General features: G+C 63.2%; 17 protein-coding genes. 13 read left to right on the forward strand and 4 right to left on the reverse strand.

The window, feature by feature from the left end; all coding sequences use genetic code 11:
- Positions 1 to 13: 13 nt before the first annotated feature.
- Together DXH78_RS07190 and DXH78_RS07195 are read left to right on the forward strand one after the other, a co-directional pair.
- Positions 14 to 1,615 carry a benzoate-CoA ligase family protein gene (locus DXH78_RS07190; RefSeq protein WP_115516402.1) on the forward strand — a complete coding sequence of 534 codons (1,602 nt, stop codon included), beginning with the start codon at positions 14 to 16 and terminating at the stop codon, positions 1,613 to 1,615.
- Positions 1,616 to 1,619: 4 nt separating this feature from the next.
- Positions 1,620 to 2,429 (forward strand): alpha/beta fold hydrolase, encoded by an 810-nt coding sequence (locus tag DXH78_RS07195; RefSeq protein WP_115516403.1) that lies wholly within the window; start codon positions 1,620 to 1,622, stop codon positions 2,427 to 2,429.
- Between the two features lie 59 nt (positions 2,430 to 2,488).
- On the opposite strand, the gene DXH78_RS07200 is transcribed toward DXH78_RS07195, so the two are convergent.
- Positions 2,489 to 3,697, reverse strand: a complete 1,209-nt coding sequence (locus tag DXH78_RS07200; RefSeq protein WP_115516404.1) for a pyridoxal-phosphate-dependent aminotransferase family protein — start codon at positions 3,695 to 3,697, stop codon at positions 2,489 to 2,491.
- A 169-nt stretch (positions 3,698 to 3,866) separates the two neighbouring features.
- On the opposite strand from DXH78_RS07200, the gene DXH78_RS07205 reads away from it, so the two are divergent.
- From DXH78_RS07205 to DXH78_RS07220, 4 genes are all read left to right on the forward strand, one after another.
- Positions 3,867 to 6,797, forward strand: a complete 2,931-nt coding sequence (locus DXH78_RS07205) for an FAD-binding and (Fe-S)-binding domain-containing protein (protein ID WP_245416757.1) — start codon at positions 3,867 to 3,869, stop codon at positions 6,795 to 6,797.
- A 340-nt stretch (positions 6,798 to 7,137) separates the two neighbouring features.
- On the forward strand, positions 7,138 to 8,178 hold the full coding sequence (locus DXH78_RS07210) for an ABC transporter substrate-binding protein (RefSeq protein WP_115516405.1): 1,041 nt from the start codon (positions 7,138 to 7,140) through the stop codon (positions 8,176 to 8,178).
- A 21-nt stretch (positions 8,179 to 8,199) separates the two neighbouring features.
- On the forward strand, positions 8,200 to 8,970 hold the full coding sequence (locus tag DXH78_RS07215; RefSeq protein WP_115516406.1) for an ABC transporter ATP-binding protein: 771 nt from the start codon (positions 8,200 to 8,202) through the stop codon (positions 8,968 to 8,970).
- Entirely contained in the window at positions 8,967 to 9,752 is a 786-nt protein-coding gene (locus tag DXH78_RS07220) for an ABC transporter permease (RefSeq protein WP_115516407.1), read from the forward strand. Before DXH78_RS07215 ends, DXH78_RS07220 begins: the two co-directional genes overlap by 4 nt.
- On the opposite strand, the gene chrA is transcribed toward DXH78_RS07220, so the two are convergent.
- The 3 genes from chrA to DXH78_RS07235 all read right to left on the reverse strand — a co-directional run bounded on the left by chrA (position 9,753) and on the right by DXH78_RS07235 (position 12,737).
- On the reverse strand, positions 9,753 to 11,090 hold the full coding sequence (gene chrA / locus DXH78_RS07225) for a chromate efflux transporter (protein WP_245416758.1): 1,338 nt from the start codon (positions 11,088 to 11,090) through the stop codon (positions 9,753 to 9,755).
- On the reverse strand, positions 11,069 to 11,893 hold the full coding sequence (locus DXH78_RS07230; RefSeq protein ID WP_115517779.1) for a chromate resistance protein ChrB domain-containing protein: 825 nt from the start codon (positions 11,891 to 11,893) through the stop codon (positions 11,069 to 11,071). The genes chrA and DXH78_RS07230 overlap by 22 nt, the downstream gene beginning before the upstream one ends.
- A gap of 118 nt (positions 11,894 to 12,011) precedes the next feature.
- On the reverse strand, positions 12,012 to 12,737 hold the full coding sequence (locus DXH78_RS07235) for a sulfite exporter TauE/SafE family protein (RefSeq protein WP_115516409.1): 726 nt from the start codon (positions 12,735 to 12,737) through the stop codon (positions 12,012 to 12,014).
- A 162-nt stretch (positions 12,738 to 12,899) separates the two neighbouring features.
- Between DXH78_RS07235 and DXH78_RS07240 the strand changes: the two genes are divergently transcribed.
- From DXH78_RS07240 to DXH78_RS07270, 7 genes are all read left to right on the forward strand, one after another.
- The gene (locus DXH78_RS07240; protein ID WP_115516410.1) at positions 12,900 to 13,649 is read left to right on the forward strand and encodes an SDR family NAD(P)-dependent oxidoreductase; all 750 of its coding nucleotides are present in this window, start codon (positions 12,900 to 12,902) and stop codon (positions 13,647 to 13,649) included.
- Positions 13,646 to 14,554 carry a DMT family transporter gene (locus DXH78_RS07245; protein WP_245416759.1) on the forward strand — a complete coding sequence of 303 codons (909 nt, stop codon included), beginning with the start codon at positions 13,646 to 13,648 and terminating at the stop codon, positions 14,552 to 14,554. Before DXH78_RS07240 ends, DXH78_RS07245 begins: the two co-directional genes overlap by 4 nt.
- A gap of 97 nt (positions 14,555 to 14,651) precedes the next feature.
- The gene (locus DXH78_RS07250) at positions 14,652 to 15,686 is read left to right on the forward strand and encodes a thiamine pyrophosphate-dependent dehydrogenase E1 component subunit alpha (RefSeq protein ID WP_115516411.1); all 1,035 of its coding nucleotides are present in this window, start codon (positions 14,652 to 14,654) and stop codon (positions 15,684 to 15,686) included.
- A gap of 15 nt (positions 15,687 to 15,701) precedes the next feature.
- Positions 15,702 to 16,682 (forward strand): alpha-ketoacid dehydrogenase subunit beta, encoded by a 981-nt coding sequence (locus DXH78_RS07255; RefSeq protein WP_115516412.1) that lies wholly within the window; start codon positions 15,702 to 15,704, stop codon positions 16,680 to 16,682.
- A gap of 121 nt (positions 16,683 to 16,803) precedes the next feature.
- On the forward strand, positions 16,804 to 18,255 hold the full coding sequence (locus tag DXH78_RS07260; protein ID WP_115516413.1) for an NAD-dependent succinate-semialdehyde dehydrogenase: 1,452 nt from the start codon (positions 16,804 to 16,806) through the stop codon (positions 18,253 to 18,255).
- A gap of 95 nt (positions 18,256 to 18,350) precedes the next feature.
- On the forward strand, positions 18,351 to 19,511 hold the full coding sequence (locus tag DXH78_RS07265) for a 2-oxo acid dehydrogenase subunit E2 (RefSeq protein WP_147292582.1): 1,161 nt from the start codon (positions 18,351 to 18,353) through the stop codon (positions 19,509 to 19,511).
- A gap of 23 nt (positions 19,512 to 19,534) precedes the next feature.
- Complete coding sequence (locus tag DXH78_RS07270) at positions 19,535 to 20,512, forward strand: 2-hydroxyacid dehydrogenase (RefSeq protein ID WP_115516415.1); 978 nt, start codon at positions 19,535 to 19,537, stop codon at positions 20,510 to 20,512.
- Positions 20,513 to 20,514: the final 2 nt, after the last annotated feature.

The following is a 20,514-nucleotide window of genomic DNA, read 5'->3' on the forward strand; positions in this document are numbered from 1 at the left end:
GGAGGAAAACAAAATGACGGTCGCGGAAAAAATCGCGGCGGACACCGGCGCGGTGGGCCTGAGCCCCGTATTGGGGGCCGGCGCCTACAACTTCGCCGCCGATGTCCTCAAGCGCAATCTCGATGCGGGCCGTGCGGGCAAGCCGGCCTATATCGATGGGCGCGGCACCTGGACCTACGGACAGTTGGCCGATCGCGTAAACCGCTTCGGCGCGGCGTTGCGCGGTCTCGGCGTTCGCCGCGAGGAACGCGTGCTCATGGCCGTGCTCGACACTGTCGACTGGCCGACGGCATTTCTCGGCTGTCTCAAGGCCGGCATCATCGCCGTGCCGGTGAACACGCTGCTCACCGAAGATGACTACCGTTTCATGCTGGCCGACAGCCGCGCCAAGGCGCTGGTGGTATCGGAGGCGCTGTTTCCGCGGTTCGAAAAGATCATCGCGGAAAGCCCCGACCTCGAGCATGTCATTGTGTCGGGAGCCAATCCTCATGGCTATCGCCTGTTCGAGGATCTGATCGGCGCCGATGAGCCGGAAGACGTCACCGCGGCGACGGTCGCCGACGACATGGCGTTCTGGCTCTACACCTCGGGCTCGACCGGCAAGCCGAAAGGCGCCGTCCATGTCCATGGCAGCCTCAAGATCACGGCCGATCTCTACGGCACGCCGGTGGTCGGGCTGAAAGAAAGCGACGTCGTGCATTCGGTGGCGAAATTGTTCTTCGCCTATGGTCTTGGCAACGCCATGACCTTCCCGCTCAGCGTCGGCGCTACCGTGGTGCTCAACGCCGAGCGGCCGACGCCGGACGGTGTGGCCGCGCTGCTCAAGAAGCATCCGATCACGGTGTTCTTCGCGGTGCCGACTTTCTACGCCAGCTTTCTCAATTCGCCGGGCGCGCCGCAGAAGTCCGAGGTAAAGCTGCGTCATTGCATCTCGGCCGGCGAGGCTTTGCCGGAAGGCATCGCGCGCAAATGGGAAGAGCGCTACGGCGTGTCGATCTATGACGGCCTCGGCACCACCGAGATGCTGCACATCTTCCTGTCCAACCGTCCCGGCGCCACCAAATACGGCACGACCGGCAAGCCGGTGCCGGGCTACGAAATCAAGCTGCTCGGCGAGGACGGCAAGCCCGTCAAGAAGGGCGAGATGGGCGAGATGTATTCGCGCGGGCCGACCTCGGCGGTCATGTACTGGAACAACCGCGAGAAGTCGCGCTCGACCTTCCAGGGCGAGTGGACGCGCTCCGGCGACAAATACATCGAGGACGAGGACGGCTATTTCATCTGCTGCGGCCGCGCCGACGACATGCTGAAAGTGTCGGGCATTTACGTCTCGCCCTTCGAGGTGGAGGCGGCTCTGGCCTCGCACCCGGACGTTCTGGAAGCCGCGGTGGTCGGCTGGCAGGACGAAGAGAAGCTGGTCAAGCCGCGCGCTTTCGTCGTGCTCAAGCAACATGACAAGGCGAGCGATGCGCTGGTCGTCCTGCTGCAGGAGCATGTGAAGCAGGTTCTGGCGCCGTACAAATATCCACGCTGGATCGAATTCCGCGTCGATCTGCCGAAGACGGCGACGGGGAAGATCCAAAGGTTCATGTTGCGGGCGGAGCAGCAGGGCTGATGAAATGCAGCTAGCGGATTCTGGTTTTCTGTCGATTGACGGCCATTCCCTCGAATACCGCATGGTCGGACCGCGTCCTGACGCGGCGCCGACGATTGTCATGCTGCATGAGGGCCTCGGCTGCGTCGGTCTGTGGGGCGATTTTCCCGACAAGGTAAGTGAGGCCACGGGCTGCGGCGTATTTGTCTATTCGCGCGCCGGCTACGGGCAGTCCTCACCGGTGAAGCTGCCCCGACCACTGACCTACATGCACATCGAGGCGCGCGAAGTGCTGCCGAAGCTGCTCGATATGATCGGCGCCAGGCGGCACATCCTGTTCGGTCACAGTGACGGCGCCTCGATCGCGGCGCTCTATGCCGGTTCGCATCAGGATCATCGTCTCGGAGGCCTGATCCTGATGGCACCGCATTTCTTCACCGAAGACGTCGGCATTGCTGCCATCGCCGAGGCCCGGCAGGCCTACGAAACCGGAGATCTGCGCGCGAAGCTGGCGCGCTGGCACAAGGACCCCGACAACGCCTTCCGCGGCTGGAACGACGCCTGGCTCGATCCCGATTTCCGCAAGTGGGATATCACCGAGCAGCTCGCCTATATTCGCGTGCCGGTCCTGATCGTGCAGGGCGAGGGCGATCAGTACGGCACCGTGGCGCAGATCGAAGTCGCCGAGCGTGAGTGCTACTGCCCGGTCGATGTGGCGTTGCTGTCTGGCGCGAAACATTCGCCGCAGCGCGAGGCGCCGGAGGCGACGCTCGCCGCGGTCGCCGACTTCACCGCCCATGTGCTGGCAAACAACGGATGGGAGCGCGCGGCGTAGATCCGAAACAAAACGGCCGGGCTTTGGGCCCGGCCGTTTCAAATCGTCTGCGGTGAAACCTACTCCGCCGCCTGCTTCTTCGCCGCGCCGTGCTGCGAGAGCAAATAGTCCATCGCCGCCTGCGCGCCGCCCTTCTTGATCGGCACGCCGAACAACTGCAGGGCGACCTCGGTGGTGGCAAGGCATCCCATCATGGTCGCGTCATTGACGTCGCCGAGATGGCCGATGCGGAAATACTTGCCGGCGAAGGGTCCGAAGCTGGCGCCATAGGAGATGTTGAAGGTCTCCAGCGCCATAGCGCGGAACTGGTCGGCGTTATGGCCTTCCGGCAGCAGGATCGCGGTGACCGTCGGCGAGTAGTACTTCGAATCCTTGCACAGAATCTCGAGGCCCCAGTGCTTGGCCGCGATGCGCGTCGCCTCGGCGAGGCGGTCGTGGCGGGCGAACACATTGTCGAGGCCTTCCTCGTGCAGCATGGTGATGCCGACATCGAGGCCGAACAGCATGAGCGTGGCCGGCGTATAGGGGAAGAAGCCGGATTTGTTCAGGTTCAGCATATCCTGCCAGTCGAAGAACGACTTCGGCAGCTTCGAGGTCTTGTTGGCTTCCAGCGCCTTGTTGCTGATGGCGTTGAACGACATGCCCGGCGGCAGCATCAGGCCCTTCTGCGCGCCGCCGACGGTAACGTCGACGCCCCATTCGTCATGGCGGTAATCGGTCGAGGCCAGCGACGAGATGGTGTCGACCATGAACAAAGCCGGATGGCCGGCGGCGTCGATGGCCTTGCGGATCTCGGCGATCGGCGACAGCGCGCCGGTCGAGGTCTCGTTGTGCAGCACGCACACGGCCTTGATCTCGTGCTTCTTGTCTTCGCTCAGGCGCTTCTCGATGACTTTCGGATCGACGCCGGTGCGCCAGTCGGTGGCGAGCAGCTCGGTCTGGAGCCCGAGCTTGTCGGCCATCTTTTTCCAGAGCGCGCCGAATTGGCCGGTCTCGACCATCAGCACCTTGTCGCCGGACGACAGCGTGTTCGTCAGCGCGCCTTCCCAGGCGCCGGTGCCGGTCGCGGTGTAGATGATCACCGGATTGGTGGTCTTGAAGATGGTCTTGATACCGTCGAGGCACCGCTTCGCCAGTTTGGCGAATTCCGGGCCGCGATGGTCGATCATCGGGGTATCCATCGCCCGCAGGATGCGATCCGGAACCGGCGTCGGGCCGGGGATATGAAGGAAATGGCGCCCGACCTGGCGCGATGAATTCTGAGCCATAGGAAACTCGCTCCTCAAGCAGCCAATGCTGTAGCGTGATCTTGTGGCCTTGAACTATGAATGTCACATTCCGGTCAAGCGGATTTCCGCAATCGGCTCATTCAATAATTGGCGTAAACCATCAAGGACGGGCGTTTTGGCGGTGGTCCTCCCTGGCCTGGAAAGGCGTTTGAAATCCGAACTGGCCGGCGAGGTCCATTTCGACCAGTTTACCTGCGGGCGTTACGCCACCGATGCCTCGCATTATCAGATAACGCCGATCGGCGTCGTTGTGCCCCGCACCATCGACGAAGCCGAAAGGGCGATCGGAATCGCGCGGGCGGAAGGCGTTACCGTGCTGGCCCGCGGCGGCGGGACGTCGCAATGCGGGCAGACGGTGGGCGAAAGCCTCGTCGTCGACTGCTCGAAATACCTCAATCGCGTCATCGATCTCGATGTGTCGCGGCAGCGCTGCGCGGTCGAGCCGGGCATCGTGCTCGACGACCTCAACCGTCAGCTCAAACCCCACGGTCTGTGGTTTCCGGTCGATATTTCGACCGCCTCGCGCGCCACCATTGGCGGCATGGCCGGCAACAATTCCTGCGGTGGCCGTTCGCTGCGCTACGGCACCATGCGCGACAACGTCATCGGCATCGACGCGGTGCTGGCCGACGGCACGCGCGCGCATTTCGGTCCGATAGGCAGCCCCGATGACGCGCCGCCGCCGCTCAAATCGCTGGCGCAGGACCTCATGACCATTGGCGTGCGTGAAGCCGATGAAATCGCCGCGCGTTTTCCCAAAGTGCAGCGCCGCGTTGGCGGCTACAATCTCGATGCGCTGGTGCCGGGCTCCTACAAAGATGGCAACGGCATCAACCTCGCGCATATTCTCGTCGGTTCGGAAGGCACGCTCGGCTTCTCGACGCGCGTCGAGCTGAAGCTCTCGCCGCTGCTCGGCCGCCGCGCGGTCGGCGCCGTGCATTTCGGCAGCTTCTACGAGGCGATGAACTGCGCTCAGCACATCGTCGGCCTTAAGCCGATTGCGGTCGAACTGGTCGATCGCACCATGATCGAGCTCGCCGGCGCCATCCCGATCTACAAGCCGACCTTGGATCGCTTCGTGCGCGATCTGCCGGAAGCCATCCTGCTGGTCGAATTCGGCGAGAACGATCACGAAGAGAACCTGCGCCGGCTGCGCAGGCTCAAGGAGTTGATCGGCGATCTCGGTTTCCATTGGGACAACAGCGGCACCAAATGGGGCGGCGTGGTCGAGGTGCTCAATCCCGAGCTGCAGGCGGCGATTACCGAGGTGCGTACCTCGGGCCTTAACATCATGATGTCGATGAAGGAGCAGGGTAAGCCCGTGTCTTTCGTCGAAGATTGCGCAGTGCCGCTCGAGCATCTCGCCGATTACACGTCGCGGCTGACCGCGATTTTCGAAAGGCACGGCACGCGCGGCACCTGGTATGCGCATGCCGGCTCGGGCTGCCTGCATGTGCGGCCGGTCCTCAATCTGCGGCTGGAGAAGGATGTCCACGCCATGCGCGCGATTGCCGAAGAGGCTTTCGCCATGGTGCGCGAATACAAGGGCTCGCATTCCGGCGAACACGGCGACGGGCTGGTTCGTTCCGAATTCAACGAGCCGATGTTCGGGTCAAAGCTGGCGCGCGCCTTCGAGGAGGTGAAAGACCGCTTCGATCCGAACGCTCTCTACAATCCCGGCAAGGTAGTGCGGCCGTCGAAGTTCGATGACCGTTCCCTGCTGCGCTACAAGCCGGATTATAGTGGCCTCGATATCAAGACCGAACTCGACTGGTCGGTTTTTCCCGGTGCCGGCGGCGGCTTTCAGGGCGCCGTCGAGATGTGCAACAACAACGGCGCCTGCCGCAAGCTGGCCGGCGGCGCCATGTGTCCGTCCTATCGCGTCACCCGCGATGAGCGCGACGTTACCCGCGGCCGCGCCAATACGCTGCGCCTTGCGGTGACGGGGCAGCTCGGGCCCGATGCGCTCTCATCCGATGAGATGGCGGAGACGCTGGCCCTCTGTGTGTCGTGCAAGGCCTGCCGCCGCGAATGTCCGACCGGTATCGACATGGCGCGGATGAAGATCGAGGTTCTGGCAGCGCGCGCCAAGAAGAACGGCCTGTCGCTGCACGATCGCCTTGTCGGCTATCTGCCGCGATATGCGCCTTATGCCGCGCGGTTGCCTTGGCTGTTCAATCTGCGCGACCGTTGGCCGTTGCTGCAACGCGTCTCGGAAAGTCTCGCCAATTTCTCGGCGCGGCGCAGCCTGCCGAAATGGCGCGCCGACATCTATCGCGACCGCAGCGACTGGCCGCATCGCGCCGCGCCGGCGGAAGGCGGCTCCACGCCGCCACGCGAAGTCGTTTTGTTTGCCGACACCTTCAATCGTTATTTCGAGCGCGAGAATCTTGATGCGGCGATGCGCGTGCTGTCGGCGGGCGGCTATCGCATTCATGCCGCCAAGCCAAAGGATGGCGGCCGGCCTCTGTGCTGCGGCCGCACCTTCCTGTCGGTCGGCAAGGTGGACGAAGCGCGCCGCGAGATGCGGCGCACGCTGGAGGCGCTGGCGCCTTTCGCCAAACGCGGCGTGCCGATCGTCGGGCTGGAGCCGAGCTGCCTCTTGACCTTCCGCGACGAAATGCCGGCGCTGATGACGGGCGAGGGCGTCGCCGAGGTTGCGGCGCAGGCCCTGCTGTTCGAGGAATTTCTGGCGCGCGAGATCAAGGCCGGCATCTCGCTTCCGCTCAAGCCTTTGCCGCGCCCCGCGCTGTTGCACGGCCATTGCCACCAGAAAGCCTTTGCCGCCATGGGCGCGGTTGAAAGCGTGCTGCGTGCGGTGCCGGATCTGAAAGTCGAGACCGTCGAGTCGAGCTGCTGCGGCATGGCCGGTTCGTTCGGCTACAAGGCCGACACCATCGATGTGTCGTTGAAGATGGGGGAACTGTCGCTGCTCCCGGCGGTGCGCAAGGCGCCCGATGACGCCATCATCGTCGCCGATGGCACATCCTGCCGACATCAGATCCACGACGGCGCCGGGCGCGAGGCGCTGCACGTGGCGCGCGTGCTGGAAATGAGTTTGCAAAACGAGCAGCGATAGGGGCCTTTTTCAGGGCGTGATCGGTCTTACAGCCGATCGGACATGCTTCATGAATGCCGAATTTTATCTTCAGCGTGGACTCCGGCAGGGGCATGGAAAGGCCCGCTGGCAAATTTATCCTCCTGCACGCATGACGACACTGGAATCACAGTGCCATGGAAGAACTCGGACAGGAACAGAATTGGCGAGAAGGTCGAACTGAAGCCACCCGAGACTCCCAAGGAGATGCGAGAATAGCTTTATTGTCAGGCCTTACGTTGTCTGCAGCCGCACGCTATCCTGTGGCGCCGGACACCGAAGCACCGAATCAGCCTACCGCGAACGAGCAGAGAGCCCCGCCATGCGCCGCGCCCTTACGATATTGTCTGTGTTGTCCGTTGCCGCGTTGGCCGCCATCGCCCCTGCCGTGGCCTCGTCGCCCGCCGCGCCGGCCAAGAAGGAAGGCCCTGAGCTGCGCAAAGTGCGCTTTGGCACCAACTGGGTCGCGCAGGCCGAACACGGCGGTTTCTACCAGGCCGTGGCCGACGGCACCTACAAGAAGTACGGCCTCGACGTCGAGATTGTGCCGGGCGGGCCCAACGTCAACAACCGCATCCTGCTGCCGGTCGGCAAGATCGACTTCTTCATGAGCGCGAACTCGCTGCAGAGCTTCGACGCCGTCGAGCAGAAGGTCCCGACCATCGCGGTCGCGGCCTCGTTTCAGAAGGACCCGCAAGTGCTGATCACGCACCCGGGCATGGCCAATACGCTCGACGATCTCAAGAACCTGACGCTTTTCATTTCCAAGGAAGGCATGGCGAGCTATTATCAGTGGCTCAAGGCCGACTACGGTTTCACCGAGCGCAGCGTGAAGCCCTACACCTTCAATCCGCAGCCCTTTCTCGCCGACGAGAAAAGCGCGATGCAGGGCTACGTGACGTCGGAACCTTACGCCATTGAGCAGCAGGCCAAATTCAAGCCCAAGATCTTCCTGCTCGCCGATTACGGCTTCAACAGCTACTCGACCTTGATCGAGACGCGGACGGATCTGGTCGCGAAGGAGCCGGACATGGTGCAGAAGTTCGTCGATGCCTCGGCGATCGGCTGGTACAACTATCTTTATCACGACAACAAAGCGGCGAACGACCTGATCAAGCAGCACAATCCCGAGATGACCGATGCGTTGCTGGCCAACTCGGTCGCCCGGATGAAGGAATATGGCATCGTCGATTCCGGCGACACGCTGAAGTTCGGCATTGGCGCCATGACAGATGCGCGCATGCATGCTTTCTACGACAAGATGGTGCGCACCGGCGTCGTCAAGGCCGGCCTCGATTACAAGAAGGCCTTCACGCTGCAATTCGTGAACAAGGGCGTCGGCCTCAATCTGCGACCGAAGTAGGCCCGCACCAAGCGCGCCATCATGGCAAACTCAATCGTCTCGCTCCGCGACGTCGGCAAGATCTACGACAGCGGCACGGCGGCGTTGGCCGGCCTCGATCTCGACATCCGCGAAGGCGAGTTCGTGTCGCTGCTCGGCCCCTCGGGCTGCGGCAAATCAACGGCCTTGCGGATCGTCGCCGGCCTGAGTGAGCCGACGAGCGGCGCGGTCGAATGGCCGGCGGGCCGTGCGGCCAAAACGGCTGTGGGTGACATTGGCTTCGTGTTTCAGGAGCCGACCTTGATGCCGTGGGCGACGGTGGCCGGCAATGTCGAACTGCCATTGTCGCTCGCCCACGCCGACGCCGAGGCAGCCGGGCGCGCCGTGTCGAGCATTCTCGACCATGTCGGTCTTGCCGACTTCGCAGCGTCCTATCCGCGCGAGCTGTCCGGCGGCATGAAAATGCGCGTATCGATTGCGCGGGCGCTGGTCACCGAGCCGTCGCTGTTGCTGATGGACGAACCTTTCGCCGCGCTCGACGAGATCTCGCGCTTCAAGCTCAACAACGAACTGCTGTCGCTGTGGCAGACCTTGCGCCGGACCGTGGTTTTCGTCACGCACTCGGTCTTCGAATCGGTGTTTCTGTCGCAACGCATCGTCGTGATGACGTCGCGGCCGGGCCGCATCTTCGCCGAGGTGCCGATCGATGCGCCTTATCCGCGCGACGAATGCTTCCGAACCTCGGCGGCCTATGCCGGCTATTGTCGCAAGGTTGCGGACGTGCTCGCGGCCGCCATGGGGGCGCAGCCATGAAGGAGAGCGGCCTTGTCCGGACGGTGCTGCCGGTGCTGCTGCTGGCCGGCGCCATCGCGGCATGGGACATGGCGGTGCGCGTGTTCGCCATTCCGCCTTACGTGCTGCCCGGACCGGGACTCGTCGCAGGTGCGCTGATCGGCGATCGCGGCCTGCTGTTCGATTCGCTTGTGGTGACCCTCACGCTTGCAATCGAGGGTTTTGCGCTCGCTGCCATCGGCGGCATTTTCTGGGCGGTCGTCTTCAATCAGTGGCGCGTCGTCGAATATTCTTTCTATCCCTACGCCGTCGTGCTGCAGGTGACGCCGGTGGTCGCGATCGCGCCGCTGCTCCTGATCTATCTGCCGCAGCATCTGGCGGTGCTGGCCTGTGCCTGGATCGTCGCCTTCTTTCCAGTGCTGGCCAATACGACGCTCGGCCTGCGCTCGGTCGATCGCAATCTTGTGGCGCTGTTCGCGCTGTACAAGGCATCGCGCTGGCAAGTTCTGGTGCGGCTGATGCTGCCGGCGGCGCTGCCGCAGATTCTTGCTGGCCTGCGCATTGCCGGCGGTCTATCCCTGATCGGCGCCGTAGTCGCCGAAATTGCTGCGGGTTCGGCCGGCGCCGGGTCGGGTCTTGCTTATCGCATTGCCGAGTCCGGCTACCGGCTCAACATTCCCCGCATGTTCGCGGCGTTGCTGCTGTTGTCGCTCGCCGGCGTCGCCATCTTTGCCGTGTTGTCGGCTCTGTCGCATCTGGTGCTGCGGCGCTGGCACGAGAGTGAAGTGAAGGAGGAGCGCTGATCACGTCATCCGGGCGATCATGCCGAGGAGCGCCATCACGCCGATCACTTCGATCAGACTGCGGTGGAAACGGAATGTGAGGATCGCCGCTGTCACCGCCAGAAGGGCGATGCGCTGATCGAGCGCCGCTGGATCGAAGGCGTACCATCGCACGATTCCGGTGTGCATCTCCGTCACGTCGCCAAACAGAACATGCAGCGCAAACCAGACCGACAGGTTGAGGATGACGCCGACCACCGCGGCGGTGATGGCGGAGAGCGCGCCGGCGAGCCTCTTGTTGGCGCGCAGCTCCTCGATGAAGGGGGCGCCGGCCAGAATCCACATGATCGATGGCACGAAAGTCACCCATAGTGTCAGCGCCGCTCCGAGAATGCCGGCGATCAGCGGCGTGAACGGTGCAGCATCGCGGAAGCTCGCGAGAAAGCCGACGAATTGCGTCACCAGGATCAGCGGCCCTGGCGTCGTTTCGGCGAGGCCGAGCGCATCGACCATCTCCGGCGCGCTGAGCCAGCCATGGGCTTCGACCGCCTGCTGCGCCATGTAGGCGAGCACGGCATAGGCGCCGCCGAAGGTGACGACAGCGAGCTTCGAGAAGAACAGGCCGACCGTGACCAGGACATGCTGCGGCCCCAAAGCCAGCGCCGCGAACAGCACCGGCAGCCACCATAATGACAGGCCAATGGCCACAGCCCATGCGGCCTGCCGCCATCGTCCCTGCCGGCGCGGCGCGGCGTTGTCATTGTCGGCCGCCTTCGTCTCGACCTGTCGCGTGGCGACAAAGCCGATCATGGCCGCACCACCGACGATCAAGGGAAACGGCAGCGCCAGAAAGAAGATGCCGATGAAGGCCGCCGCGGCGACGGCGGCCAGCCACGCCGACTTCAGCGCGCGTTTGCCGATGCGAAGCAGCGCCTCGACGACGATCACCAGCACCGCAGCCTTGATGCCGTACAACGCGCCATCGACGATGCCGATGCCACGGCCATATACGTAGAGCAGGCTCAGGCCCAGCATCACCAGCGCGCCGGGCAATACGAACAGAATGCCGGCGACCAGTCCGCCGCGTACGCCGTGCATCAGCCAGCCGATATAGGTCGCGAGCTGTTGCGCCTCCGGCCCAGGCAACAGCATGCAGAAGTTCAGCGCGTGCAGGAAGCGCGGCTCATCGAGCCATTTTTTCTCGTCGACGACGGTGCGGTGCATCAGCGCAATCTGCCCGGCCGGTCCGCCGAATGACAGGCAGCCGATCTTGAACCACATTCTGAGTGCTTCACTGAAGGTCGGTTTGATCGAAGGTTGTCCGGTCGCTTCCATCGTCATGCTACCTTGCTTGGCCAATTGTGTTTTTCGTCGGCGGCAAAGCGCAGCCATGCGAACAGGCTATCGTAAATCGTAAAGCCCATATCCAGAAGCCCATGGTCGTCGTCGCGGGCGAGCGTCGAGAGTCCGAGCGAAATCGCGTGCAATCCGCTCGCTTCCGGCGCGAGATCGTGACGCGCGGTGTCGGCGCCGCGCACGATCAGGGCAAGGCGGGCCAGCGACGGCTCGTTGGCGAGTCCGAATATGTCGAGAAGCGTGCCGAAGCTGCAGCGGTCGTTCCGGTGCGATATTTCGACGCCATCGATGTCGAACGGAATGGCGTCGAAGTTCGCCGCGGCGTCGGCAACGTATGGCGGATCGACAAAGACAAATCGCGCCGCGGGATCGATGAAGCGCCGGATCAGCCAAGGGCAGGCGATGCGATCGATCTTGGGATGCCGCCGTGTCACCCACAATGATGGTCGTCGCGGCATCAGCCGATCGGTGCTCGAGCGATTGATCAGGGGCAAGCCAGCGTCGGCCCAGGCGCCCTGGCCGCCAGCGAGCATGGCCGCATCATAGCCCTGGCCCCGCAGCTCGCTGACGATAACCTGGCTCAGTTCCTTGCCGAGCTTGCAGGTGACGACGACGGGACGCATGCGGTCAAGCGTGCCGATCCAATCGGCATAGGCGGTCGGCTCGCGCCAGACCGAGCCCGGTATGAAGCCGGATACGCTTTCGTAAACGTCGCGCCGCCGCACGTCGACGATCTGCGGCGCAAGCGGCGTCGCCAGTAAATTCCAGAGTTTTTGGGGATGGATCGAAAAATCAGACGCCAGCATCATCTTCCTCCGATAGCGAAGGAAGCGGTGCTTGGGCTGTGATGCCTGAAGCGCGGGGCGACCGCTGCAGGCCCCACATCACAACAGTAGTCATAAATTTGCGTTGCTTCAAGCCGGATCAGCCGAATACCAGAACGAGCCCCGACAGCATCAGCAGGATGAGAATTACCTTGCGGAAAGTATGCTCGTCGAGATGACCGTATAATTTCAGTCCAAGCCACAGGCCGGCGCCGAGCGCCGGCAGGCCGTAAAGATAGACGAGCATCAGGTCCTTTGTGACCGTGCCGTTGACGGTCAACGAAAGCGCCGTCAACACGAACGAGGCAAGGATCACCGGCTGAAACACGGCGCGCTGCTCGTCCCGGCGAAAGCCGCGCAACTGGCACCAGATGGTGATGATCGGTCCGGCCAGTCCGGTCATGCCGCCGAGAATGCCGTTGACGAATCCGACCGTGATATCCGCCGGCAAGGATGGCCTGACGCTGTGGACATGCGGCCGGATCAGGAAATAGCTCGAGTAGCCGATCAGCAGCACGCCGACGCCATCCCGCACAAAGTCCGGCCTGATATAGCCGAGCAGCGCCGCACCGAGAGGAACTCCAAACAGGCCTCCGCCAATGAATGGCGCCAACGTGGATAGGCTGAGCGCGCCGCGCAGCTTCCAGATGCTGTAGCTCTGCACCAGAATGCCGTAACCGACGATCAGCGCCGCCGTCTGGGCGGGGGTCAGGATGTGCAGCCAGACGCCGGACACGACCAGTCCCATGGCGAAGCCGGCCAGCCCGCTGACAATGCCCCCGACGAAAGTCGAGAGGACGAAAAGTGCGAGAATCGGGCCATCCATGGTCGCGAGCCCAAGCCGTCTTGAACGGCGCTTGCCAAGGTGCAGTCTTGGATGCCGTCCCGGGTGGATGGCAGCTATCTCACGGGGAGGCTGCATTTCCCCCGTCAAACCGATTATACCATCTGACAAGTCAAAACAAATCAGTCCCGGGGGAAGCACATCATGTCCAACACCATCGATCTCAAGGGCCGCTTCGCGGTCGTCACGGGCGGCGCGCAGGGCATCGGCCGGGCCATCGTCGAGCGCTTTCTGGCGTCGGGCGCGGCGGTGGCGATCTGGGATCGCGACGAGCCGCTGGCGAAGAAGACGGCGGGCGAGCTCAAGGGCCGCGTCGAAGTTATTGCCGTTGACGTCACCGATTTTGCCAGCGTCGAGCGCGCACGCGATGCGACGACAAAGGCCTTCGGTCGCATCGACGTCCTGGTCAACAATGCCGGCATCGCCGGCATGAATACGACCGTGGCGGAATACCCGATCGATGAATGGAAGCGGGTAATGACCATCAATCTCGACAGCCAGTTCTATTGCTGCAAGGCGGTGGTGCCGGGCATGGTTGCGCAGAACTATGGCCGCATCGTCAATATAGCCTCGATCGCCGGCAAGGAAGGCAACCCGAACGCCTCGGCCTATTCGGCGTCGAAGGCCGGCGTCATCGCGCTGACGAAGTCGCTGGCCAAGGAAACGGCCGGCAAGGATATTTCGGTCAACGCCATCACACCGGCGGCGGCGCGCACTGCGATCTTCGATCAGATGACGCAGCAGCATATCGATTTCATGCTGTCCAAGATCCCGCGCGCCCGTTTCGTCAACGTCGATGAAGTTGCGGCGCTGGCGGCGTTCTGCGCTTCGCAGGATTGCTCCTTCACGACCGGCGCGGTGTTCGACATTTCGGGTGGGCGGGCGACCTATTGATCGACGAGGCAACCCTTCGCCGTCAACGTCTTACCGGCATCGCACTCATGTGCGGTGCCGTGGCGACATTCTCGTGTCTTGATACGACGGCGAAATACCTCGTTCAGTCCATGGACCCATTGCAGATCACGTGGGCGCGCTACACCGGCGCGTTCGTGCTGGTGCTGATCTTTCTCAACCCGTTCAAGCGGCCCGGCATGATGGTGACGCAGCGCCCGTTGCTGCAGATCGGCCGGTCAATACTGCTGCTCGGTTCGTCCGCGCTGAACTTCTTCGCCGTGCGTTATCTTCAACTCGACGAAGCGTTGGCGATTTTGTTTGCAACGCCGTTCCTGGTCGCGGTGCTTGGCAGCCAGGTCCTCGGTGAACGTGTCGGCTCGCATCGCTGGATTGCCATCGGCATCGGCTTTGTCGGCGTCCTTATTGTGACGCGGCCCGGAATCGGCGGCATGCATCCTGCGGCGTTGCTCTCGGTCGCAGGCGCCATCTGTTACACGCTGTATTCGGTTTCGACGCGGCTTCTGGCGCGAACGGACTCAACCGAGACGACGACGTTTTACACCAACATGGTCGGCGCGGTTGTGCTGACGCCGGTGGTCTACTTCGTCTGGTCAACGCCGCAGAGCATCTTCCTCGCCTTCCTGATGGGCATGACCGGTTTCTTTGGCGGCTTCGGTCACTATCTTCTGGTGCGCGGCCACCGCCTCGCCCCGGCCTCGACGCTGTCTCCGTTCATCTACACGCAGATGGTCTGGACCTCGTCGCTCGGCTTTCTGGTCTTCGGCGACGTGCCCCACTTCTGGACCATTGTGGGCAGCGTTGTCGTTATTGGCTCGGGCCTCTACCTGCTGCATTACGAGCGAAAGGTGGGCAAGACCATGATCCAGGCCGAAGAAAACCAATAGGCGGCCTGCCGGAACGGCAGTTGCGGGTCCGCGGCCATCGAGGCTAAGTTTCGTCCCGACAAAAAATAACAAGCCTTCCGGAATGCGAGGAAATCCCATGGCGACAGCGCAGGATCGCGCGTCCGTGCCCCCCGGCGCGGGGCTGAACGACGATATCGGCGAGGACAAGCGGCTGGCGATTTATCGCTCGCAGCTCCGCATCCGCGAGGCCGAGCAGCGCGCTTACGATCTGTTCCTGCAGAACCTGGTCAAGGGCACCAGCCATTTGTCGCTGGGGCAGGAGGCGGTCGCCACCGGCTTTGCCGAGGCGATGCAGAAGGGCGACCTATCGTTCTGCACGTATCGTGGGCACGCCCACACGCTGGCGCGCGGGGTCTCGGTCGAGAAAGTGCTCGGCGAGCTGATGCAGCGTGACAATGGCCTGATGCGCGGCAAAGGCGGCTCGATGCATTTGACGTCGGAAGAGCACGGCGTCATGGGCTCCTACGCGATCATCGGCGCGCATCTTCCGATCGCCTGCGGTGCTGCCTGGCGCGCGCAATACAAAGGCGACAAGGACGTGTCGGTCTGCTTCTTCGGCGACGGCACCACCAATATCGGCGCCTTCCACGAGGCGCTGAACTTTGCGGCGGTGTGGAAGCTGCCGGTGGTCTTCGTCTGCGAAAACAATCTTTACATGGAATACACGCCGATTGGCGACGTCACGGCGGTGCCGCATCCGGCCGCCGACCGCGCCGCGTCCTACGGCCTCGAGCGCATCATCATCGACGGCAACGACGCAGACGTCGTCTATCGCACCGCGCAGAAAGCCTATGCGAATGCCCGGGCGGGCGAGGGGCCGTCGCTGATCGAGGCGCTGACCTATCGCCACAGCGGCCATTCGCGCGCCGACCCGGCCAAGTATCGCCCTGAGGGCGAGCTGGAAAAGTGGAAGGAGCGCGATCCCATCAAGATCTATCGCGAGCGGCTCAAGCAGTTCGGCGTCGGCGACAAGGTCATCGCCGATATCGACGCGAGCGTTCGCAAGGAAGTCGACGACGCGACCGAAGCCTGCAAGGCCGCACCAATGCCGCCGCTCGATATCCTCACCACCGATGTCTACGCCGACGGCGGCTGGGCATGGCGCAATTGAGAATGAGAAACTGACATGGCGGAAATCACCTATCGTGACGCGGTGATCCGCGGCATTGCGCAGGAAATGGCGCGCGACAACGATGTCGTCTTCCTGGGCGAAGATGTGGCCAAGGCCGGCGGCGTATTCAAGGCGACGGTCGGACTCTACGAGCAGTTCGGTCCGTTGCGCGTACGCGATACGCCGATCTCGGAGCAGGCTATTCTTGGCGCCGCCATGGGCGCGGCGATGACGGGCCTGAAGCCGATCGCCGAAATCATGTTCTCGGACTTCTTCGCGGTGTGTTTCGACTACATCGCCAATGAGTTTCCGAAGAGCCGCTATATGTCGAACGGCCAGACCAAGTGCCCGCTGGTGGTGCGTACCGGTAACGGCGCCGGCTCGCGCTTCGGGGCCCAGCACTCTCAAAGTGTCGAGAACTGGTGCATGATGATCCCCGGCCTCAAGGTCGTGGCACCGTCGTCGCCGATCGATGTCATCGGCCTGCTCGCTGCCGCTGTGCGCGATCCTGATCCGGTGATCTTCCTCGAGCACAAGTCGCTGTACCCGACCAAGGGCGAGGTACCGGACGGGGAGATCGTGGACAGGCTCGGTACCGCCAAGATCGTGCGCCCGGGCCGCGACGCGACCATTCTCGCGCTGGCCCTGATGGTGCCGCGCGCGGTTGAGGCGGCCAACCGCCTCCAGTCGGAACACGGCATCGACTGCGAGGTTGTCGATGTGCGCTCCCTGGTGCCGCTCGACACCCAGACCATTCTCGGTTCGGTGGCGAAGACGCACCGGCTGTTCACGGTCGAGGAAAATCCGCGGCTGTGCGGCTGGGGCGCGGAAATCGTGTCCATCGTCGCCGACGAGGCCTTCTACGACCTGGACGGCCCGCCGGTGCGCATTACCACCCCGCATATTCCGCTGCCGGCCGCCGACATTCTTGAAGATATCGTGTTGCCGACACCGGAACGCATCATGGATACCGTGCGGCGCAGTTTGCAGAGCTGACCGGCAATATCGCGGAGTGAAAATCTGCTATTTCCTGCGGCGACGGTGACGCCGGATTTTGGAACGATAGAATCGGCGTTCGCGGCTCGCGAACAACGAAGCAGATTAAAAAGGATGGGCTATGTACGAAAACCTTCTCGCTGGTGTTCCGACCGATCTGTGGATCGGCGGCAAATGGAAAAAGGCTTCAGATGGCGGTCGCTTCGACGTCATCGATCCGGCGACGGAGAAGACCATTGCGTCGGTTGCTAGCGCCACCGTCGACGATGCCATCGCCGCGATCGACGCGGCCGACGCCGCGTTCCCGGCCTGGGCTGCGAAGAAGCCACGCGAGCGCGCCGAAATCCTGCGCAAGGCCTTCGAGATCATCATGCGCGACGCCGAACGCTTCGCCAAGCTGATCACGCTGGAGAACGGCAAGGCGCTCACCGACTCGCGCGGCGAGGTCGCCTATTCGGCGGAGTTCTTCCGCTGGTACGCCGAGGAAGCCGTGCGCAATCTCGGCCAGCTGTCGACGGCGCCGGCCTCCGGCGCTCGCATTCTCGCCCAGCACAAGCCGGCCGGCATTGCCGTTCTGGTGACGCCGTGGAATTTCCCGGCGGCGATGGCAACCCGCAAGATCGGTCCGGCGCTCGCCGCCGGCTGCCCGGTGGTGCTCAAGCCCGCCTCCGATACGCCGCTGACCATGCTGGCACTGATGCCGGCCCTGGAAGAAGCCGGCGTGCCGCCCGGCGTCGTCAACGTCATCCCGTCGCGTTCGTCGGGCAAGGTCGTTTCGGCGATGCTGCATGATCCGCGCGTGCGGGTCGTGTCCTTCACCGGCTCGACCGAAGTCGGCCGCAAGCTGCTGCACGAGGCCGCCGACCAGGTCCTCAAGCCGGCGATGGAACTCGGCGGCAACGCGCCGTTCCTCGTGTTCGAGGATGCCGATATCGACGCCGCCATCGAGGGCGCCATGATCGCCAAGATGCGCAACATGGGCGAGGCCTGCACGGCGGCGAACCGTTTCTACGTACATGAGAAGGTGCACGACGAGTTCGCCAAGAAGCTTTCGGCCAAAATGAGCGCGCTCAAGATGGGCAACGGTCTCGACGATGGCGTTGCCGTTGGCCCGCTGGTCAACAAGGAAGGCCGCGACAAGGTCATCGAGCTGGTGGACGATGCGGTGTCGAAGGGCGCCAAGGTGCTAACCGGCGGCAAGGTGCCGGATGGTCCGGGCTTCTTCTATCCGGCGACCGTCGTCACCAATGTGCCGGATGGCGCCATGATGCTGAACGAGGAAATATTCGGGCCGGTTGCGTCGATCCAGACCTTCAAGACCGAGGACGAAGCAATCAAGCGGGCCAACAACACCGAGTATGGTCTCGTCGCCTATCTCTTCACCAAGGACTTGTCGCGCGGCCTGCGCGTTTCCGAGAAACTCGAGTTCGGCATGATCGGCCTCAACCGCGGTCTCGTCTCCGATCCGGCGGCGCCATTCGGCGGCGTCAAGCAGTCGGGCCTCGGCCGCGAAGGCGCCCAAGAGGGCATGAAGGAGTTCCTTGAGACGCAGTATATCTCGGTGGCGTGGTAACGCGTTTCCCGGGCGTTGCGAATTCTGATGATGGAAAAATCCCGGACGCGGTGCATCGTTTGACGCTGCGCCGCGTCTGGAACAAGAGGGTGCGTATGGACGTCCTGATGCCACAACTCGGCGAGACCGTTGCCGAGGGCAAGATCGTGAAGTGGTTCAAGCAGGCCGGCGACGCCGTCAAGCCGGGCGAGAACCTTTTCGAGATCGAGACTGACAAGACGTCCATGGAAGTGCCGGCGATTGCCGCTGGTACTCTGTCCGATATCCGCTTCGGTGTCGGCGAAGTCGCCAAGGTCGGCGCGGTGGTGGCGATTATTGCGGGCGGAGGTGGAGAGGCGCAGGCAAAGCCTGTTGAGGTGAAGCAGGCTGATGCGCCAAAGGCGGCACCTCAACCTCCGTTCGCCCCCGCGAAAGCGGGGGTCCAGAAGTCCCAGACTCAGAAAGAACTGGGTCCCCGCTTTCGCGGGGACGAACGGACTTCCGATCGAGACTTCGCTTACACCGACATGTCGCCGTGGCGTGAAGTGCGCACGCCGGAACGCAATTACGGTCCTGCGAAGCTTGCGACCGGGAGCTATGTCACGCCGCTGGCGCGGCGCCTGGCATCCGAGCGGGGCATCGATCTGACGCGCTTGTCGGGCTCCGGTCCGCACGGCCGCATTGTCGCCGCCGACATCGACAAGGCGCCGGCAGCAACCGCAGCCGCGCAGGCCGCGGCACAATTCTATTTGGTTGCCGACGTTGAGATCGGCCGGCTTCTGATCATGCAGAGCGAGGCCCGATCTGCCGGCGCGGAATTCTCCCTCGGCGATTTTGCCGTCAAGGCGTGGGCGGTGGCACTCCAGCGCGTCATGCCGGCGGCCGGCGGCGGTGTCGGCCTGATCACGCGCGCTGATGGCCACGGTGTGACGAAGATAATCCGTGACGCCGCGGCGAAGACGCTGACGGCGATTGCCCGTGAGGCCGCAGAGCCGCAGGGCGCGGCGTTGGCGGGAGCGAGCAGCGCCGTTGCCCTGGCAGGCGCCTCTGGCATTCGCGAGTTCACCGCTGTCGTGACGCCGCCCTTTACCTCGGTGATTGCCGTCGGCCAGCCGCGCCGCGCGCCAATCGAGACTGACGATGGCGGCATCAAATTCATTGGCTTGATGACGGTCACATTGTCATGTGACCATCGTGCGGTCGACATGGACTTGGCCGCCGATCTCATGACGACGTTCAAATCATTGGTAGAAAATCCAGTCGCCGCGCTGGTGTAGAGAAATTCATTCGGAGAAAAATAATGGCGAACGAGAAGCGCGATGTTCTTTTGATCGGTTCCCGCAAGCCGGTGCTGGTTGGCGGCCTCGAAAGCAAGGTCAACCTGCATCATTATCTCGAGGCCAAGGACAAAAGCGCCTTCATCAAGGAAGTGGGCCCAAAGATCGGCGCCATCGCGCTCGCCTACACGCATGACAAGGTCGACGGGCCGTTCCTGTCGCAATTCCCGAATCTGAAGCAGGTGTCGAGCTTTGGCGTCGGCTACGATCACGTTGACGCCAAATGGGCCGGCGAGCACGGCATTGTCGTCACGAACACACCGGATGTGCTGAACGAGGAGGTCGCGGACACCGCCCTCGGTCTTCTGCTTTGTACGTTGCGCGAATTCCCGCAGGCCGACCGCTATGTACGCGCCGGCCAATGGCCGAAGGCGCCGTATCCGTTGACCAAGGCGACGTTGCAGGGCCGCACCGTCGGCGTTGTTGGCATGGGCCGTATCGGCAAGGCGATCGCCAAGCGTTTGGAAGCGTTCAACGCCAAGGTCGTCTATCACAGCCGCAACCCGCAGGCCGGCGTCGAGTACAAGTATTATCCCAAGCTGGTCGACATGGCGCGCGATGTCGACACGCTGATGATCATCGTGCCGGGCGGCGCCTCGACCAAGAACCTGATCAATGCCGAAGTGCTCAAGGCGCTGGGCCCGCAGGGTGTCGTCATCAACATGGCCCGCGGCAGCGTTATCGACGAGCCGGCGCTGATCGAGGCCCTGAAGAATCGAACCATCTATTCGGCCGGCCTCGACGTGTTCGTCAACGAGCCGGAGGTGCCGCAGGAACTGATCGACATGGAGCATGTCGTGCTGTTCCCGCATGTCGGTTCGGCCAGCGAAGCGACCCGCACGGCGATGGATCAATTGGTGGTCGACAACATTCTGGCCTGGGCGGCCGGCAAACCGCCGCTGACGCCGGTGCCCGAGACCCCGTATCCGCCGAAATGTTGACA

Source organism: Undibacter mobilis (genome assembly GCF_003367195.1).
GTDB lineage: Bacteria > Pseudomonadota > Alphaproteobacteria > Rhizobiales > Xanthobacteraceae > Pseudolabrys > Pseudolabrys mobilis.

What these genes read in the sequence shown, in the direction of transcription:
- DXH78_RS07235 (WP_115516409.1), bottom strand. Translation starts at nt 12,737, where the DNA reads ATGGATGGCCCGATTCTCGCACTTTTCGTCCTCTCGACTTTCGTCGGG.
- DXH78_RS07255 (WP_115516412.1), top strand. Translation starts at nt 15,702, where the DNA reads ATGGCGGAAATCACCTATCGTGACGCGGTGATCCGCGGCATTGCGCAG.
- DXH78_RS07265 (WP_147292582.1), top strand. Translation starts at nt 18,351, where the DNA reads ATGGACGTCCTGATGCCACAACTCGGCGAGACCGTTGCCGAGGGCAAG.
- DXH78_RS07210 (WP_115516405.1), top strand. Translation starts at nt 7,138, where the DNA reads ATGCGCCGCGCCCTTACGATATTGTCTGTGTTGTCCGTTGCCGCGTTG.
- DXH78_RS07220 (WP_115516407.1), top strand. Translation starts at nt 8,967, where the DNA reads ATGAAGGAGAGCGGCCTTGTCCGGACGGTGCTGCCGGTGCTGCTGCTG.
- DXH78_RS07240 (WP_115516410.1), top strand. Translation starts at nt 12,900, where the DNA reads ATGTCCAACACCATCGATCTCAAGGGCCGCTTCGCGGTCGTCACGGGC.
- DXH78_RS07250 (WP_115516411.1), top strand. Translation starts at nt 14,652, where the DNA reads ATGGCGACAGCGCAGGATCGCGCGTCCGTGCCCCCCGGCGCGGGGCTG.
- DXH78_RS07215 (WP_115516406.1), top strand. Translation starts at nt 8,200, where the DNA reads ATGGCAAACTCAATCGTCTCGCTCCGCGACGTCGGCAAGATCTACGAC.
- DXH78_RS07195 (WP_115516403.1), top strand. Translation starts at nt 1,620, where the DNA reads ATGCAGCTAGCGGATTCTGGTTTTCTGTCGATTGACGGCCATTCCCTC.
- DXH78_RS07270 (WP_115516415.1), top strand. Translation starts at nt 19,535, where the DNA reads ATGGCGAACGAGAAGCGCGATGTTCTTTTGATCGGTTCCCGCAAGCCG.
- DXH78_RS07230 (WP_115517779.1), bottom strand. Translation starts at nt 11,893, where the DNA reads ATGCTGGCGTCTGATTTTTCGATCCATCCCCAAAAACTCTGGAATTTA.
- DXH78_RS07190 (WP_115516402.1), top strand. Translation starts at nt 14, where the DNA reads ATGACGGTCGCGGAAAAAATCGCGGCGGACACCGGCGCGGTGGGCCTG.
- DXH78_RS07200 (WP_115516404.1), bottom strand. Translation starts at nt 3,697, where the DNA reads ATGGCTCAGAATTCATCGCGCCAGGTCGGGCGCCATTTCCTTCATATC.
- DXH78_RS07260 (WP_115516413.1), top strand. Translation starts at nt 16,804, where the DNA reads ATGTACGAAAACCTTCTCGCTGGTGTTCCGACCGATCTGTGGATCGGC.